Here is a 16,573-nt window from a genome sequence, read left to right as displayed (position 1 = left end):
ATTTTAACTAGACTATACAGTTGCTTACGGCAATCTACTACAGTTTCGCTTTAGGTTAAAACAAAGTTTTCAAGCCCAACACGTCTTGCATGTCAAACAAACCTTTTTCATGGCCAATCAAAAACTGGGCTGCGCGAATTGAGCCTTGTGCATAAGTCATACGGCTTGATGACTTGTGTGTAATTTCAATTCGTTCACCAATACCGGCAAAAAGTACGGTGTGGTCGCCGACAATGTCGCCTCCGCGGATGGTCGAAAAACCAATGGTGCCAGCCTTGCGCTCGCCGGTAATTCCTTCTCGGGCAAACACGCCTACGTCTTGAAGATCAACCCCCAAGCCTTTGGCAATCACCTCACCCATGCGCAACGCAGTGCCGGATGGTGCATCCACTTTCTTGCTGTGGTGGGCTTCGATGACTTCAATGTCATAATCTTGGGACAAAATTTTTGCGGCCACTTCTAGCAACTTGAACGTGGCATTCACGCCGACCGCCATATTGGGCGACCACACCATGGCTACTTTCTCGGCTGCTTTTTTCAGTGCTTCCAGTTGCTTGGGTTCAAACCCGGTGGTGCCGATCACAGCCTTTACGCCGTGCTTCTCGCACAGGGCCAAGTGATGCAAAGTACCTTCCGGACGGGTGAAGTCGATTAAGACATCGGCATTGCTCAATGCAGCGTCTGTGTTGTCAGTCACCAGCACACCCGATGAGATACCCATGAAGTCGCCGGCATCACGACCAATGCTGGGTGAGCCAGCCTGATCAAAAGCGCCAGCAAGTTCGCAGTCGGGGTGGTTCAAAATGGCTTCGATCAATGTTTTGCCCATGCGCCCACTGGCGCCGGCTATTGCAATTTGAAGTGGCTTGGTCATGGCTTTTTATTTAAGTACGGGTGCGCGTTCTGTGCCGCCTACGGCAGATTCGGCGTCCTTGATGTCTTCGGCTGGTTTTTCCGAGGGCAATGGCTCAGTCGGCACTTTGGTTGTGCTGTCCGGGCCCAACAAATCGGTAGGACTTGCCGGAAGGTTTTCACCGCCATGGCGGGCCACGCGTTCGTTCTCAAAAATCACGGTGTAGCGCGATTGTGTAGTTTGACCGTCGGCTCGTAATAAGCGGTAAACGTAATCCCAGCGGTTGGCGTGAAAGGCGTCGTTCAGCAAGGGAGTGCCCAGGATAAAGCGCACCTGTTCTTTGGACATGCCCACCTGCAGCCTGGCAACATCTTGCTGGGTGATGAAGTTACCCTGTTGAATATCAAACTTGTAGGGTTTGACGAAAGAGGGTACGTAGTTGTCCGGGATAATGGAACACGCGGAAAGCCCTAGAGCCAAGGCCGAGCAAAGAATCAAATTCAGTCGTAAAATACGCATTGTTTTGTGAATTCGCATGTGAAGTGGGAACAGAGTAACTTATTCGGTGCGCTAACATGTCCTGCAAAGGCGTTATCATAAGCTACTTGAACTCGATTAAGCCTCAGAATGGTACCAAACTCATGACTACAGCAACGGATCTCAAAAGCATTGGTTTAAAGGCAACGCTGCCACGAATGAAAATTCTGGAGTTGTTCCAGAGCGGGCAACACCGTCACCTCAGTGCTGAAGACGTTTACAAACTGTTGCTTCAAGAAGACCTAGACATTGGCTTGGCCACTGTTTACCGGGTTTTAACGCAGTTTGAACAAGCTGGTTTACTGGCACGCCAACACTTTGAGACCGGAAAGTCTGTGTTTGAGCTGAATGAAGGGGCTCACCATGACCATTTGGTGTGCGTGCAGTGCGGCAAAGTAGTGGAGTTTTTTGACGAAGAAATTGAGCGTCGCCAAAAAATGATTGCCAAAGACCGAGGGTTTGAACTCCACGATCATGCACTTTCTCTTTATGGCTCCTGCACCAAAAAAGACTGCGAAAACAAACGAAAATAAATTTAACTGTTTGCCGAGGCAATCATTTCATGCGCCGCAGTGCGTGTGGCCTCGGTGATCACCTGCCCGCCCAGCATTCTTGCAATTTCTTCTACTCGCGCCTTTGACTCCAATTGCACAATTTTTGAGCGTGTTGTTTGCGCTGAAATGTCTTTGCTGACCTGAAAATGGTTGTGGCCTTGGGCCGCTACTTGAGGCAGGTGGGTTACGCACAGCACCTGTTTATTCGCGGCCAACAGGCGAAGGTAACGCCCCACGGTTTCAGCAACTGCGCCGCCAATGCCGCTATCAACCTCGTCGAAAATCAGGGTAGGTACCGGTGTGCTTTCAACGGTATTAACTGTAATAGCCAGGCTGATGCGTGCAAGTTCGCCACCCGAGGCCACTTTTTGAATGGCTTGAGGTGTAACCCCAGGGTGCCCTGCCACGCGGAATTCAATGGTGTCGCTGCCCTTGGCTGATGGTTCGCCCCCAGACACATCCACGACAAACACACCACCCTGCATGCTGAGTGTTTGCATAGATTCTGTGACTCGTTTTGACAAGGCCTGGGCAGCTTTCTTGCGAGCCGTTGTGAGCAGTTCGGCTTGTGTTTCATAGGCTTGCCGCGCGCTGGTCAGTTCTTTCTGAAGCTTTTCAACATCAAAACCTTCCTCAAGCCCTTTGATTTCGGCTTGTACACTCTCCATTTCTGTGTGCAGTGTTTCGGGCTGAATGCGCAGTTTGCGAGCAGTTTCATGCCAAAGCGACATGCGCGCTTCCACTTCAGCCAGTGTGTCGGGGTCAAGGTCGTTGTGTTTCAGGTAGTTGCCCAAATCGTAGCTGGCCTCCCGAATTAATATTTCGCCCTCAGACAATGTTTTCACAACACCTTCGAGTGCAGGGTCGCGGGTACTGAGGTGACTGAGCTTCTCGATCACTTGGGTCAATTGATCAAGCAGGGCATTTTCATTTTGCGACAACACATCACTTGCATGCTGTGTGCCTTCGATCAATTCTGCGCCATGGCTTAAACGGTCGAAGTCATTGCTCAAAGTTTCCCATTCGCCCGCCTTGGGGGCTACTTTGCTCAGCGAGTCCAGTTTCCACTGCAAGTTTTCAAGCCGCGCGGCCCGGTCCTCTTGGCTGCTTTGGGCCTGTTTCAGGGCTTTTTCAGAATTCCTCAATCGGGAATAAGTTTGGGTTGTGGCCTGAATCAGGGCGTTGTGTTGACCGAAGTCGTCCAATAAGCGCAGTTGTTCTCCAGGCTTTGCCAGCGTTTGAAAAGCATGTTGCCCATGAATGTCGATCAGGGTTTCAGACAATTCTTTCAGGGTGCTGGCAGGTACAGGTGTGCCGTTGATGTAGGCTTTTGACCGGCCATTCGATTCGATGGCGCGTCGCAAGTGCATCTCGCCCTCGCTGCAATCAATCGATTGCTCATCGAGTATGGCTTTGGCAGCTGGGTTCAGTTCGAACACTGCAGTAATGTTAGCGCGTTCGCAACCTTCCCGAACTTGCGAGGCGTCGGCACGCGCACCCAGGCACAGCGACAGCGCGTCAATCAAAATGGATTTGCCAGCGCCGGTTTCGCCGGACAGCACTGACATACCGGGTGCGAAATGCAAGTCGAGCTTGTCGACAATAACAAAATCTTGAATGGTCAAACTACTTAGCATGGCCGCTGTCTCTGAGTCCTCGAGTTTTATGGGGAGCTTCTGTGGGGCTTGCACTCCAGTGCAGTTTTTGCCTCAGCATGGCGAAGTAATCATAGCGTTCCGGATGCAAAAGCTGGATTGGGTGTGGTGACACCTTAATCCGTATTTGGTCACCCACTTTGGCGCGGCCATTGAACTGCATGTCAAAGTGCACGCCGGTTTGCTTGCCGCCGGTGACATGAATATCGATGGTGCTGTGTTGGGGCAACGCAATTGGCCGGTTTGTAAGCGCATGCGGGGCCACTGGCACAATCAGCAAGCCAGCCAGACTGGGGTGCAAAATTGGGCCATCGGCCGACAAGGCGTAGGCCGTTGAACCAGTGGGCGTGGAAATAATCAGACCGTCTGCGCGCAGGTCATACATGAATGTGCCGTCTACCTCCACGCGCAGTTCAACCATACCGCCCACAATGCCACGGCTGATCACAATGTCGTTCAGGGCAATGTGATTTTCTACCACTTTGCCCTGTCGCAAAATTTGACCTTCAAGGTAAGCCCGGTTTTCCGAGACCGATTGACCGTTGATGGTGTCTATCAGGGTGGGGTTGATGTCGTCCAGGCGAATGTCGGTGAGAAAACCCAAGCGGCCTTGGTTAATGCCAATCAAGGGAATGTTGGAATCGGCCAATTCACGGGCTGTACCCAAAAAAGTACCGTCACCGCCGATGATCACTGCGATTTTTGCTTTTTTCTTGATCAGGGCCAAATTCGCAAACTCAAAGTTGGCTTGATCACATTCTGGTTTTGATTGTTTGGAAGAACCGCTGCTCAACATGGAATCGCACACCAGTACATGAAAGGCGTTGGCGGCCAGCAGGTCAACCACACTTCGCCAAATGGCCTGTTTTGGGGAGGCGCCATGTTTGGCAAACACAGCAATGCACATCCCTTTCTGTTTCGGCATTCTTGATTCCCTGTTTTTGTCGTAAAGTGAAGCCTTGGTTTCAATCCTAAGCCCAATCGTATCGCAACACGCATTTGAAGTGACATTGATGATAGACGAACGCGCCCGTTCCATATTGAAAACATTGGTTGAAAGGTACATCACAGAGGGCAACCCGGTGGGTTCCAGGGCTTTGTCCAGGTATTCGACTCTGGATTTGAGTCCGGCCACTATTCGAAACGTGATGGCCGATCTCGAAGAGTTGCGGCTGGTGGTTTCCCCACACACCTCGGCAGGCCGTGTTCCCACGCCGCAGGGATACCGTATGTTTGTGGACTCGCTGCTCACTGTGAAGCCTTTGGCAATCGATGTTCAAACGGCATTGAGTGGTGGTATTCAACGTGAGGACCCTAATCGTGTGTTGAACAAGGCGGTGAACCTGCTTTCGAGTTTGTCGTCGTTCGCAGGGGTGATCACTGCGCCGAAAAAGGCGGCTCTGTTTCGACATGTGGAGTTTTTGAGCCTCTCAGACCGAAAAGTATTGTTGATTATTGTGACGCCCGATGGTGATGTGCAAAACCGGATCCTGATTGTCGAGAAGCCTTACACGCAAAGTGAATTGACCATGGCTGCGAATTTTTTCAACCAGCATTTTGCGGGTTTGAGTTTTCAGCAGGCCAAGCAAAGGTTGTCGGAGGAGTTGCACCAAATCAGCCAGGATATTAGTAAGTTGATGCAGGCTGCGGTCAATGCGGGCACAGAGGCCGAGGAAAGTCAGGCCGATGGGGTACTGTTGTCGGGCGAGCGAAAACTGCTGGATGTGTCAGATTTATCGACTGACATGGAGCGACTGAAAAAAATGTTCGGTGTGTTTGAGCAACGCACCGCGTTGCTGCGCCTGCTTGAAAGCTCCAACAGGGCCGAAGGTGTGCAAATTTTTATTGGTGGTGACTCCAGCCTGGTACCCATGGAAGAGATGAGCGTGATTTCGGCGCCCTACCATGTGAACGGCGAGGTGGTAGGTACTTTGGGTGTGATTGGTCCCACACGCATGGCTTACGAGCGACTGATTCCAATTGTTGACATTACATCGAAGCTGGTTTCTTCGGCTTTGTCGGATCCGGAGTAGGGTAAGCCACCCCGGCGGCCAGCTTTGGGTATACTTTCAGGCTTGATGTTCACTAGGTAGTATCCATGCGCACGGAAGCCCCATTTCGTCACGGCACGCCGCAGAAAACGGCGGTCTTACTTGTTAACCTTGGCACACCTGACAATGCAGATACTCCGTCATTGAGACGTTATCTGAAGGAGTTTTTGTCAGACCCACGTGTAGTTGAAATTCCCAAGCTGGTTTGGTGGATTATTTTGAACTGCATTATTTTGCAGATTCGCCCCAAGAAGTCAGCGGCCAAATACGCCACTGTATGGACCGATGAAGGTTCACCCTTGATGGCAATCGGCAAGCGGCAGGTTCGGGTTTTGTCGGAAGCATTCAAGGTCCGTCGCTGGGATGTTCGTGTCGAGTTGGCCATGCGTTACGGCAACCCCTCGGTGGCCAGCCGAATGGATCAGCTTCGCAAAGACGGATACGACCGGGTCTTGGTATTTCCGCTTTACCCGCAATACGCTGCCGCGACGACTGCCTCAGTGTTTGATGCTGTTTTTGACTGGGCCAAGCCCGTACGAAACATTCCTGAACTTCGTTTGGTGAAGCATTACCATGATCACCCGGCCTATATTCACGCCTTGGCTGAAAGCGTGCGCAAGCACTGGCAAGCCCATGGCAAGCCCAATTTTGATCAGGGCGATGTGTTGTTGTTCAGTTTCCATGGTGTGCCTGAAATGACATTGCTCAAAGGCGATCCCTACCATTGCGAGTGTCACAAGACTGCGCGCCTGTTGGGCGAGGAATTGGGGCTGCAAAAAGGCAATTACCGGGTTACGTTCCAAAGTCGGTTCGGCAAGGCCAAATGGCTGGAACCTTACACGGATAAAACCCTGGAAGCCTTGGGGCAGGCCGGCACCAAGCGCATTGATGTGATGTGCCCGGGTTTTATGGCCGACTGCCTTGAAACCCTTGAGGAAATTAATCAGGAAGGCCGCGAAGACTTTCAGCATGCGGGTGGCGGCGAGTTTCATTACATTGCTTGCCTGAATGACAGTGAACTGGCGGCAGCCATGCTGTCTGAAATTACTGCGCAGCACATGCAGGGCTGGCCAGTCGACATGGGTTACGAAGAGTCCATGGCACAGGAACTGGCCGAGAGTCGAAAATTGGCGCTTGAAATGGGCGCGCAATAAGTTTCTGCCAACAATTCTGCGTAATTCTATTTTTGGGGCTTGAATTTTCCGTTCATGCCCCAATTTACCGCCAAGAGTAGGGGCGACGGGTAAAGGCCTGTCGCCTCTTTTGAATTTTAATGGAGGAAAAGACATGTCAGAACCCACTGGAAAGCCGGCTACAGACGAACAAACGTCTGCCCAGGCACCAGAAGGTCAGCAGCAAGGCGCGCAGACCCAAAACGAAACCGAGCAGGCTGTTCAGCAAGAAGCGCCCCAAGATGAAATTTCCGTACTGAAGGCGGCATTGGAAAATGCACACCATGAAGTTGAGAAATCCAAGGAGGTGTACTTGCGCCTGGCCGCTGACATGGAAAACCTTCGTCGCCGAACGCAAGAAGATGTTGCCAAGGCGCACAAGTACGCAATTGAATCCTTTGCTGAATCCTTGGTGCCTGTTCGGGACAGTCTTGAAATGGCACTGGCCGTTGAAAACCAGACTCCGGAAGCATTGAAAGATGGCGTTGCTGCAACCCTGCGTCAGCTGGAAGCCGCATTTGAGCGAGGCAAGGTCGTAGTGCTGAACCCTGTGGGCGAAAAGTTTAATCCCAACCAGCACCAGGCGGTGGCCATGGTGCCAGGCGATTCAGTTGATCCTGCTGTGGCATCCAACCATGTAGTGGCAGTGCTGCAAAAAGGTTATTTGATCAATGACCGCGTGCTTCGACCTGCTTTGGTGTCGGTTGCGCAGTAATTGGTGCAATAAATTTTGGCAAATGGGTTGAAAGACCCCTTGAACTGAAGGGCTTTAGCCCCATATCAGACCTAACCGAATATTACTGAATTTAGAAATCACGGAGAAATTCATGGGAAAGATTATTGGCATTGACTTGGGTACCACCAATTCTTGCGTTGCTGTGTTTGAAGGCGGTGGCTACAAAGTGATCGAGAACTCGGAAGGTGCGCGTACTACCCCTTCCATCATCGCTTACATGGAAGATGGCGAAATTCTGGTGGGTGCGCCTGCCAAGCGCCAGGCTGTGACCAACCCCAAGAACACCTTGTATGCAGTGAAGCGTTTGATCGGCCGCAAGTTTGAAGACGCTGAAGTGCAGAAAGACATCGACATGATGCCCTTCACTATCATGAAGGCTGACAATGGCGATGCATGGGTTGGCGTGCGCGACCAGAAATTGGCACCACCACAAGTGTCAGCCGAAGTGCTGCGCAAGATGAAGAAAACCGCAGAGGACTACCTGGGTGAAGAAGTAACCGAGGCCGTGATTACCGTGCCTGCTTACTTCAACGACAGCCAGCGTCAGGCCACGAAAGATGCAGGCCGCATTGCCGGTCTGGATGTAAAGCGCATTATCAACGAGCCTACTGCTGCCGCATTGGCGTTTGGTATGGACAAGGCCGAAAAGGGCGACCGCAAAATTGCCGTATACGACTTGGGCGGCGGCACCTTCGACGTGTCGATTATCGAAATCGCTGACATTGACGGCGAGAAGCAGTTTGAAGTGCTGTCCACCAACGGCGACACTTTCCTGGGTGGTGAAGACTTTGACCAGCGCATCATCGACCACATCATCGACGAGTTCAAAAAGAACAATGGCGTTGATTTGTCAAAAGACCCAATCGCTTTGCAGCGTATCAAGGCTGCTGCCGAGCGCGCGAAAATTGAATTGTCTTCTTCACAGCAAACCGAAATCAACGAGCCCTACATTGCGATGGCCAACGGCGCACCTGTGCACTTGACCACCAAGTTGAGCCGTTCCAAGCTGGAAGCGTTGGTTGAAGACTTGATCAGCCGCACTGTAGAGCCCATGAAAATGGCCTTGAAAGACGCAGGTGTATCTACGTCACAAATTGACGACATTATTTTGGTGGGCGGTATGACCCGCATGCCCAAAGTACAGGAAGCCGTCAAGAACTTCTTTGGCAAAGAGCCGCGTAAAGACGTGAACCCCGACGAAGCAGTGGCCGCTGGCGCAGCAATTCAGGGTTCCGTATTGAGTGGCGACCGCAAAGACGTGTTGCTGCTGGACGTGTCACCGTTGTCCTTGGGTATTGAAACCATGGGTGGCGTGATGACCAAGATGATCGAAAAGAACACGACCATCCCGACCAAGTTCAGCCAAGTGTTTTCAACTGCCGATGACAATCAACCTGCTGTGACCATCAAGGTGTATCAGGGTGAACGTCAGATGGCCAACGACAACAAGAGCCTTGGTGAATTCAACCTGGAAGGTATTCCACCCGCGCCACGTGGCGTGCCACAGATTGAAGTGACCTTTGACATTGACGCGAACGGCATTTTGCATGTGTCTGCAAAAGACAAAGGCACTGGCAAAGAGAACAAGATTGTGATCAAGGCCAACTCTGGTTTGAGTGAGGACGAGATCCAGAAAATGGTGAAAGACGCTGAAGCCAATGCGGCAGATGACGCCAAGCGCCGTGAACTGGCTGAAGCCAAGAACCAGGCTGATGCATTGGTGCACAGCACCCGCAAATCGCTGGGTGAGTATGGCGACAAGCTGGAAGCTGGTGAGAAGGAAAAAATTGAAGCAGCTTGCAAGGCTTTGGAAGAGGCAGCCAAGGGCGAAGACAAAGACGCCATTGATGCCCGCACCAAGGAGTTGGCCGAGTCAGCCCAGAAGTTGGGTGAGAAGATGTACGCCGACATGCAAGCACAACAGGCTGCAGAAGGTGCCGCAGCAGGTGCAAACCCGGGCGGCGCCGAGCAGCAGTCTTCTTCCAAGAAAGACGATGCAGACGACGTAGTGGATGCAGACTTCAAGGAAGTGAAAGACAAGTAATGTTGGCAGCGAGGCGCCCCTACGGGCGTTTCGCCAAAAACCAAGGGCACACTGGTTGGCTGCATGTTTTGCAGTTTTTCAGTGAAGCCCTTTTTGTACGAATAAAAGCAGTGTTTCGCGAACAGCTGCATGAATTGAGACTGACATGGCAAAACGGGACTTCTACGAGATTTTGGGTGTACAAAAAAATGCCACAGACGATGAGCTGAAAAAAGCCTATCGAAAAATGGCCATGAAGTATCACCCCGATCGCAATCCAGACAGCAAGGATGCGGAGGCCAAATTCAAAGAGGCCAAAGAAGCCTACGAGATGCTGACCGACCCCAAGAAGCGTGCGGCCTACGACAGGCACGGCCATGCGGGTGTGGATCCGAATATGGGTGGTGGCGGTGCCGGTGGTTTCTCCGATTTCTCGGACGCTTTTGGCGATATTTTCGGGGACATTTTTGGTGGACGTGCCGGCGGCGGTGGTTCTCGCCAGTCGCAGATGTACCGTGGTTCCGACCTGAAGTACAACATGGAAATCACCCTCGAACAAGCGGCCAAAGGTTTTGATACCCAAATTCGCGTACCGGTGTGGGACAACTGCGGTACATGCTCCGGCAGTGGTGCCAAGCCAGGTACCAAGCCTGAAACCTGTTCAACCTGTGGTGGATCGGGTGCGGTGCGCATGACCCAGGGGTTTTTCAGCGTGCAGCAAACCTGTCCGAAGTGCCATGGCACCGGCAAGATGATTCCGCACCCGTGCCACGACTGTGAAGGTTTGGGTCGCAAGAAAACCAACAAAACACTTGAAGTGAAGGTGCCTGCCGGGATTGACGACGGCATGCGTATCCGCTTGAGCGGCAAGGGCGAGCCGGGTGTCAATGGTGGCCCTGCTGGCGATTTGTATGTCGAGGTGCACTTGAAAGAACACGCGGTTTTCCAGCGTGACGGTGATGACCTGCATTGCGAAATGCCGGTTTCATTTGCGGCCGCTGCACTGGGTGGAACAATCGAGGTGCCCACCTTGGGTGGCAAAGCATCGTTTGATATTCCCGAAGGCACACAAACCGGTAAAACATTCCGCTTGCGTGGCAAGGGTATCAAGGGAGTGCGTTCATCCTACCCAGGTGATTTGTTCTGCCACATTGTGGTGGAAACACCGGTACGTTTGTCTGAGCGTCAAAAAGAACTGCTGAAAGAGTTTGAGCAGTCTTGTACGGCCGATGGCGACAAGCATTCGCCACGGGCGAAGGGCTGGATGGACAAGGTCAAGGACTTCTTTGGCTAAGCAGTGCTGTTTGATTTGGCTAGTTGCTCGCCACCTGTCTCTTAGCCACCTCAGTCGCAAGTCGCAAGTTCGGTCGCTCAGCATGCTCAGGTTGCAATGCCCTCGCAGCGCCGGTCAAGAAAGCCTGCCCTTGGGGTTGAATTCACCGCCCGTTCGGCAAAGCCGAAAGCGCAGCCCGCCCGCTGTTTAGCGGGGGCGCTTAGGGTGGTTAATTCAATACCAAGGGGGTTATCAGGCTTTCTGGCGCTAGAGGGTATGAATCTGAGCTTGCTGAGAGGCTACGTAATTGGCCCTGAGCTAACTGAGCGCCCGAGCCCTCAGAAATTGGTTAGACTGGAACGATGCTGTCGGCGCCGTTGCCGCCCGTGGCTTCATACCCCAAGCGCACATAGATGGGCGCAAATGGCTCGGCCTGGGTTACTTTCACCAGGCCTTCGCGGGTCAGTTCCAGCATGGCGATAAAGTTTACTACGACTACCGGCACACCACGTTCAATGTCGAACATCTCAAAAAACTCAACAAACTTTTGGGTTTGAAGGCGGCGTAAAATCATGGTCATGTGTTCACGCACCGACAACTCTTCTCGAGAAATGGTGTGCGCCTTGACCAGTGACGCGCGGCGCAAAATGGCCTGCCAGGCGTCGCGCAGTTCTTCCGGATTCACATCAGGGAAGCGTTCAACGGTGTTCGGGTCGTGAAAGGCGTGAGCAATCCAGAAGTCCCGGCCCACCAGTGGCACCTTGTCGAGCTCTTGGGCCGCCAGCTTCATTTGTTCGTATTCAATCAATCGGCGGGCGAGTTCGGCTCGCGGGTCTTCCGCTTCTTCCTCGCCATCCTTGGGTATCACCGGCAACAGCATGCGTGATTTGATCTCTATCAGCATGGCGGCCATGAGCAGGTATTCAGCGGCCAGCTCAAGGTTGCGGGTGCGAATTTCTTCAATGTAGGTGAGGTACTGGCGGGTCAGTTCCGCCATGGGTATGTCGAGAATATTGAAGTTTTGTTTGCGAATCAGGTAGAGCAGCAGGTCCAGTGGGCCTTCAAACGCCTCTAAAAATACCTCCAATGCGTCGGGTGGTATGTAAAGGTCTTTGGGCATGTTGAACAAGGGGGCGCCATACAGCCGTGCCAAACCAACACCATCCACCGTGTCGGGGGTGCTGTCGTTTGGGTTCAGTACGCTGATGTCGTCGAGTTCGCTGCTCAAAGTAGCCGCACTTTATTTGCTTTGATACACATAAGGTTTTTGTGCAACTTTGGCTTCTTTGAAGCCCTCTTGAAGTTTCTTGTCCAGTTGCTTGTCCCACAGCAGGGCCCGGCCTTTTTGCTGCTCATTTTCAAGGTGGGGGCGTTCATTCTTGAGTTGGGCCAGAAACTGGGTTGCTTCAGATTCGTATTGCATGGTGTCGTGCCAAATAAATGGTTTAAAAGGATATTTTCTATTTTATCAGGCGCCAGCCTGATCCTCGACGGAAATTGCTTGGGCGTGTGCCATTGCCGCGGAAAAGTCATCCTGTATTTGCCAAGTTTGGAGCTGGGCCGCAAAACCACTGCGTTTGAACAGGGACAAGGCTTGACTGTTCAGGCCGCAAAATATCAGTGTATGGCCCGCACGCTGCAGTTCCGAATTCAATTCCTCTAGGCATTCCAGCGCGGTGGTGTCAATTGAAATGGTTTGGTGAAGGTCGAGAATCAATATTTTGGTCGATTTTCCGGTGTTCAGAATCAGGTTTTCAATTTTCCCCACCACTGCAAAAAACAGGGAGCCATAAATTTTATAGGCCGCAATTCCTCGTGCCCTGTCTTCGTCTTTCAGGTAAACCGGAATGAATTCTGTGAGAGTTGAAACCCGGTAGATAAAAAATACGCCTGCCAATACCAAGCCCACCTGAACTGCAACCGTAAGGTCGACAATCACTGTGAGAAGGAAAGTGGCCAACATGATGACCCTGTACACGGTGGTGTACTGCTTTAATTTTGGGAATTCACGCCATTCACCCATGTTGTAGGCCACGAACATCAAAACGGCCGAGAGCACTGCCAATGGAATGTGAAACGCCAGTGGTGCGGCGACCAGCATGATGATCAACAACACCAATGCGTGAATGATTCCGGCCACAGGGGAGTTTCCACCTGAACGGATATTGGTGACTGTGCGGGCGATGGTGCCCGTGGCCGGCATGCCGCCGAACAGGGGCGAGGCGATATTGGCCAAACCTTGGGCCATCAATTCCTGATTGGGGTCGTGTTTCTCATGGGTAATGCCGTCGGCCACGCGCGCGCACAACAGCGATTCGATGGCGCACAGAAATGCAATGGTCAAGGTGGGGCCAATTAGCGTTTGAACGCTGGCCAACTCGATGGACGGCAGGGTCAAAGTTGGAAGGCTGCGTGGAATTTCGCCAAATTTGCTGCCGATGGTTTCAATGTCAAGCCCAAGAATGTAGGCAGCCAGGGTGCCAGCAACCAGCAATATCACAGAGCCGGGAACACTTTGAAGAATTTTCGGAAACGTGCCTTCAGAGTGTTCTTTGCTGAGCACAGCAAACAATTTGGGCCATAGAAAAAGGAACGCGAGGCTTATACTGGCAAGCGCGAATGCAGACCAATTGAGGCCAGGAATAGCCTGCAGCAAGGCCCAGTTCTTTTCAAAAAAATTGCCTTGGGTCACATCAATGTTCAAACCAAAGAAATCTTTGATTTGAGACAGTGCAATTAATACCGCGATGCCGTTGGTAAAGCCGATCACAATGCTGACCGGTATGAGTCGCACCAGGCTTCCTAGGCCAGTCAAGCCCATGAGGAACAGTAGCCCCCCAGCCATCAGTGTGCAAACGATCAGGTTGGCCACGCCATATTGGTTGACGATGCCGAGCACCACCACGATAAATGCACCGGCAGGGCCGCCAATTTGAACGCTGGATCCGCCAAAGGCGGAGATGATGAAGCCCGCCACAATGGCGGTGAAAAGGCCGGTTTGTGGCTCAAGCCCGCTGGCAATTGCAAAGGCCATGGCCAACGGCAGCGCAACTACCCCTACGGTAATGCCTGCCCCCAGGTCTTTCAAAAAACGCTGGGAGTTGTATCCCTGCAAGCTGTCCACAATACGTGGTTTGAATGGCTTGAGCGTTTTCAGAAACTGGGGGGTGGCCATGTTTTCCTTTTAGCTGATTTTCATTCCTGGCGTAAGTTTGCCCAACGCTGTCAGGGTGCTTAATGCGGTGTCGTCATCCGATGCCGCACACAACACCATGCCTTCAGAAAGTCCAAATTTCATTTTGCGTGGTGCCAGGTTGGCCACCACCACAACGTACTGCCCTGTCAGTTGCTCTGCCTGATAGTGCGCGGCGATACCCGAAAAAATATTGCGTGGTTTTTCTTCGCCCAGATCGACCGTGAGTTGAAGTAATTTCGTGGAGCCTTCAACTGCCTTACACTCTTTCACCAAACCAATTCGTAGGTCAATCTTGGTGAAGTCATCAATACTGATGTATTCGCCTGACGCGGTGCTTGCAACTGACGTGGCAGATTTTTTGGCGTCGGTTTTCACAGGGGATGCTGAAGTAGGCGCCAAAGATTGTTTGTTGGCGTCTATCAAAGCGTCGATTTGCTTTTGATCCACGCGCTGCATCAGGTGCTTGAATGCCTGCACAGGTGTCGCGCTGCTCAACGGAGTATTCACATCGGCCCAGGTCATTGGCGCGACACCCAAAATATTCTCGGCGTTGCCGGCCAGTACTGGCAGCACTGGTTTCAAATAAAGTGTCAGCAAGCGGAACGCTTCAAGACAAATGGAACAAGCGGTTTGCAATTCGGCTTGCTTGTCCGGGTTCTTGGCCAATTCCCACGGCTTTTCCTGATCCACGTAGGCATTCACTTTGTCGGCGCAAGCCATGACTTCGCGAATGGCTTTGCCATATTCACGTTCGTCGTAATGTGTAGCAATTGCGGCAGCCTGTGCGCGAATGTCTGCAAGCAGCGGGTGTTGCATGGCGGAATCAAGTACGCGGCCTTCGAAGTTTTTCACCAGAAAACCCGCGCTTCGGCTTGCGATATTGATGTATTTGCCGACCAGGTCACTGTTCACGCGGGCGGTGAAATCTGAAAAACTCAGGTCCAGGTCTTCCATGGTGGAATTGAGTTTGGCCGCAAAGTAGTAGCGCAGCCATTCGGGGTTCAAGCCCTGTTGAATGAAGCTTTCGGCGGTAATGAAGGTACCGCGGCTCTTGCTCATTTTTGCGCCATCGACTGTCAAAAAGCCGTGTGCATTCACCTTGGTGGGCGTGCGCAAACCGGCAAACTGAAGCATCGCTGGCCAAAACAGGGCGTGGAAATACAGAATGTCTTTGCCGATGAAGTGAATCATCTCGGTGTTGGTGTCTGCTTTCAGAAATTCCTGATAGTCCACGCCGATTCGTTCACACAGGTTCTGGAAGCTGGCGAAATAGCCTACAGGTGCATCCAGCCACACGTAGAAATATTTGCCGGGCGCATCTGGAATTTCGAAACCGAAGTAGGGTGCGTCGCGGGAAATGTCCCAGTCGGCCAGTTTGCCGCTGCCTTCTTCACCCAACCATTCCTGCATTTTGCGGCTGGCTTCCACCTGCAGGCGGCCTTCGCTTTGAGTCCATTGGCGAAGGAAGTTTTCGCAGCGCGGGTCTGAAAGCTTGAAGAAGTAATGGTCGGAGCTTTTGCGCACAGGGGCAGCACCAGACACTGTGGAGTAGGCGTTTTTCAGCTCAGTGGGCTGATAGGTGGCACCGCACACCTCGCATGAATCACCGTATTGGTCTTTCGCACCGCACTTTGGACACTCGCCCTTGATAAAGCGATCGGGCAAAAACATTTCCTTGACCGGATCATAGAACTGTTCAACCGAACGGGTTTGGATCAAACCCGCATCACGCAAGCGCGTGTAAATGGTCTCGCAATGGGCTTTGTTCTCGGGTGCGTTGGTGGAATAGTAGTTGTCAAAGCCCACATGGAAGCTGGCAAAGTCACGTTGGTGTTCTGTGCTGACCCGTGCAATCAATTCTTCGGGGCTGATGCCCTCGGCTTGCGCACGCAACATGACTGGAGTGCCGTGGGTGTCATCGGCACACACGTAGTACACCTCGTTGCTTTGCATTTTCTGGAACCGAACCCAGATATCGGTCTGAATGTATTCGACCAAGTGGCCCAAGTGAATGGCACCGTTGGCATACGGCAAGGCAGAGGTAACAAGAATTCGGCGAGTCACGGTGTTGTTCTTTGAGGTAGTTCTAGACGCAATGCGCTATTGTACGCGCGATTGTTTGTGTGAAGAGTGTTGCCTGTGGTGCCCGGGACCGGAATCGAACCGGTACGCCCCTTTTACGGTAAGCGACGGATTTTAAGTCCGTTGTGTCTACCAATTTCACCACCCGGGCTGATGGCTTGAAAACTTGGAGGCGGGGGTCGGAATCGAACCGGCGTACACGGAGTTGCAGTCCGCTGCATGACCACTCTGCCACCCCGCCAAGGGTGTTCCACCAAAATATGGCGGGCAAAGAAAAGGGGAAGTGTATCACTTCCCCTTAGGAATTTGGAGCGGGAAACGAGACTCGAACTCGCGACCTATACCTTGGCAAGGTATCGCTCTACCAACTGAGCTATTCCCGCATTTCAACAACTTGACGTCGTTGAGAGAACGAAATTATAGCAAGAAAAATTTTTGTGT

14 protein-coding genes and 3 tRNA genes are annotated in these 16,573 nt (G+C 52.2%); 6 read left to right on the top strand and 11 right to left on the bottom strand.

Going from position 1 to position 16,573, the window contains the following annotated elements:
- Positions 1–55: 55 nt before the first annotated feature.
- Positions 56–874 (bottom strand): 4-hydroxy-tetrahydrodipicolinate reductase, encoded by an 819-nt coding sequence (dapB, locus tag B4N58_RS06355; protein WP_291747123.1) that lies wholly within the window; start codon positions 872–874, stop codon positions 56–58.
- Between the two features lie 6 nt (positions 875–880).
- Positions 881–1,372 carry an outer membrane protein assembly factor BamE gene (locus B4N58_RS06350; protein ID WP_050771155.1) on the bottom strand — a complete coding sequence of 164 codons (492 nt, stop codon included), beginning with the start codon at positions 1,370–1,372 and terminating at the stop codon, positions 881–883.
- Between the two features lie 122 nt (positions 1,373–1,494).
- Here B4N58_RS06350 and fur point away from each other — a divergent pair, with 122 nt between their 5' ends.
- A complete protein-coding gene (gene fur / locus B4N58_RS06345; RefSeq protein ID WP_008248616.1) occupies positions 1,495–1,923 on the top strand; it encodes a ferric iron uptake transcriptional regulator in 429 nt (142 codons plus the stop codon).
- Between the two features lie 2 nt (positions 1,924–1,925).
- Here fur and recN read toward each other — a convergent pair whose 3' ends face one another.
- Entirely contained in the window at positions 1,926–3,581 is a 1,656-nt protein-coding gene (gene recN, locus B4N58_RS06340) for a DNA repair protein RecN (RefSeq protein ID WP_291747118.1), read from the bottom strand.
- Complete coding sequence (locus tag B4N58_RS06335; RefSeq protein ID WP_291747116.1) at positions 3,571–4,524, bottom strand: NAD(+)/NADH kinase; 954 nt, start codon at positions 4,522–4,524, stop codon at positions 3,571–3,573. The genes recN and B4N58_RS06335 overlap by 11 nt, the downstream gene beginning before the upstream one ends.
- 91 nt (positions 4,525–4,615) lie before the next feature.
- Here B4N58_RS06335 and hrcA point away from each other — a divergent pair, with 91 nt between their 5' ends.
- From hrcA to dnaJ, 5 genes are all read left to right on the top strand, one after another.
- Complete coding sequence (gene hrcA, locus B4N58_RS06330) at positions 4,616–5,632, top strand: heat-inducible transcriptional repressor HrcA (protein ID WP_040512382.1); 1,017 nt, start codon at positions 4,616–4,618, stop codon at positions 5,630–5,632.
- A 65-nt stretch (positions 5,633–5,697) separates the two neighbouring features.
- The gene (gene hemH / locus B4N58_RS06325; RefSeq protein WP_008248608.1) at positions 5,698–6,804 is read left to right on the top strand and encodes a ferrochelatase; all 1,107 of its coding nucleotides are present in this window, start codon (positions 5,698–5,700) and stop codon (positions 6,802–6,804) included.
- 133 nt (positions 6,805–6,937) lie between these two features.
- Entirely contained in the window at positions 6,938–7,537 is a 600-nt protein-coding gene (grpE, locus tag B4N58_RS06320) for a nucleotide exchange factor GrpE (protein ID WP_008248599.1), read from the top strand.
- A 112-nt stretch (positions 7,538–7,649) separates the two neighbouring features.
- Entirely contained in the window at positions 7,650–9,602 is a 1,953-nt protein-coding gene (gene dnaK, locus B4N58_RS06315; RefSeq protein ID WP_008248598.1) for a molecular chaperone DnaK, read from the top strand.
- A gap of 145 nt (positions 9,603–9,747) precedes the next feature.
- Positions 9,748–10,875: a molecular chaperone DnaJ gene (dnaJ, locus tag B4N58_RS06310; protein WP_008248596.1), complete on the top strand. Its 1,128-nt coding sequence runs from the start codon at positions 9,748–9,750 to the stop codon at positions 10,873–10,875.
- A gap of 328 nt (positions 10,876–11,203) precedes the next feature.
- Here the strand turns inward: dnaJ and B4N58_RS06305 are convergent, their stop codons facing one another.
- From B4N58_RS06305 to B4N58_RS06275, 7 genes are all read right to left on the bottom strand, one after another.
- Positions 11,204–12,082, bottom strand: a complete 879-nt coding sequence (locus B4N58_RS06305; protein ID WP_291747108.1) for a segregation and condensation protein A — start codon at positions 12,080–12,082, stop codon at positions 11,204–11,206.
- 12 nt (positions 12,083–12,094) lie between these two features.
- Complete coding sequence (locus tag B4N58_RS06300; RefSeq protein ID WP_291747105.1) at positions 12,095–12,277, bottom strand: DUF3460 family protein; 183 nt, start codon at positions 12,275–12,277, stop codon at positions 12,095–12,097.
- A gap of 45 nt (positions 12,278–12,322) precedes the next feature.
- On the bottom strand, positions 12,323–14,029 hold the full coding sequence (locus B4N58_RS06295) for a SulP family inorganic anion transporter (RefSeq protein ID WP_171099592.1): 1,707 nt from the start codon (positions 14,027–14,029) through the stop codon (positions 12,323–12,325).
- Positions 14,030–14,038: 9 nt separating this feature from the next.
- The gene (gene metG, locus B4N58_RS06290) at positions 14,039–16,114 is read right to left on the bottom strand and encodes a methionine--tRNA ligase (protein WP_291747102.1); all 2,076 of its coding nucleotides are present in this window, start codon (positions 16,112–16,114) and stop codon (positions 14,039–14,041) included.
- Positions 16,115–16,190: 76 nt separating this feature from the next.
- Positions 16,191–16,283 (bottom strand) — tRNA-Leu (locus B4N58_RS06285).
- A 16-nt stretch (positions 16,284–16,299) separates the two neighbouring features.
- Positions 16,300–16,373: transfer RNA gene (locus B4N58_RS06280), tRNA-Cys, on the bottom strand.
- Positions 16,374–16,439: 66 nt separating this feature from the next.
- A tRNA-Gly gene (locus tag B4N58_RS06275) sits at positions 16,440–16,515 on the bottom strand.
- Positions 16,516–16,573: the final 58 nt, after the last annotated feature.

It is taken from the genome of Limnobacter sp. UBA3528 (assembly GCF_002377005.1).
GTDB lineage: Bacteria > Pseudomonadota > Gammaproteobacteria > Burkholderiales > Burkholderiaceae_B > Limnobacter.
The sequence above is the reverse complement of the archived record's forward strand: the minus strand, read 5'-3'. Positions and strand labels throughout refer to the sequence as shown.

What these genes read in the sequence shown, in the direction of transcription:
- B4N58_RS06300 (WP_291747105.1), bottom strand. Translation starts at nt 12,277, where the DNA reads ATGCAATACGAATCTGAAGCAACCCAGTTTCTGGCCCAACTCAAGAAT.
- dnaK (WP_008248598.1), top strand. Translation starts at nt 7,650, where the DNA reads ATGGGAAAGATTATTGGCATTGACTTGGGTACCACCAATTCTTGCGTT.
- fur (WP_008248616.1), top strand. Translation starts at nt 1,495, where the DNA reads ATGACTACAGCAACGGATCTCAAAAGCATTGGTTTAAAGGCAACGCTG.
- B4N58_RS06335 (WP_291747116.1), bottom strand. Translation starts at nt 4,524, where the DNA reads ATGCCGAAACAGAAAGGGATGTGCATTGCTGTGTTTGCCAAACATGGC.
- hemH (WP_008248608.1), top strand. Translation starts at nt 5,698, where the DNA reads ATGCGCACGGAAGCCCCATTTCGTCACGGCACGCCGCAGAAAACGGCG.
- recN (WP_291747118.1), bottom strand. Translation starts at nt 3,581, where the DNA reads ATGCTAAGTAGTTTGACCATTCAAGATTTTGTTATTGTCGACAAGCTC.
- grpE (WP_008248599.1), top strand. Translation starts at nt 6,938, where the DNA reads ATGTCAGAACCCACTGGAAAGCCGGCTACAGACGAACAAACGTCTGCC.
- B4N58_RS06295 (WP_171099592.1), bottom strand. Translation starts at nt 14,029, where the DNA reads ATGGCCACCCCCCAGTTTCTGAAAACGCTCAAGCCATTCAAACCACGT.
- dapB (WP_291747123.1), bottom strand. Translation starts at nt 874, where the DNA reads ATGACCAAGCCACTTCAAATTGCAATAGCCGGCGCCAGTGGGCGCATG.
- dnaJ (WP_008248596.1), top strand. Translation starts at nt 9,748, where the DNA reads ATGGCAAAACGGGACTTCTACGAGATTTTGGGTGTACAAAAAAATGCC.
- B4N58_RS06350 (WP_050771155.1), bottom strand. Translation starts at nt 1,372, where the DNA reads ATGCGTATTTTACGACTGAATTTGATTCTTTGCTCGGCCTTGGCTCTA.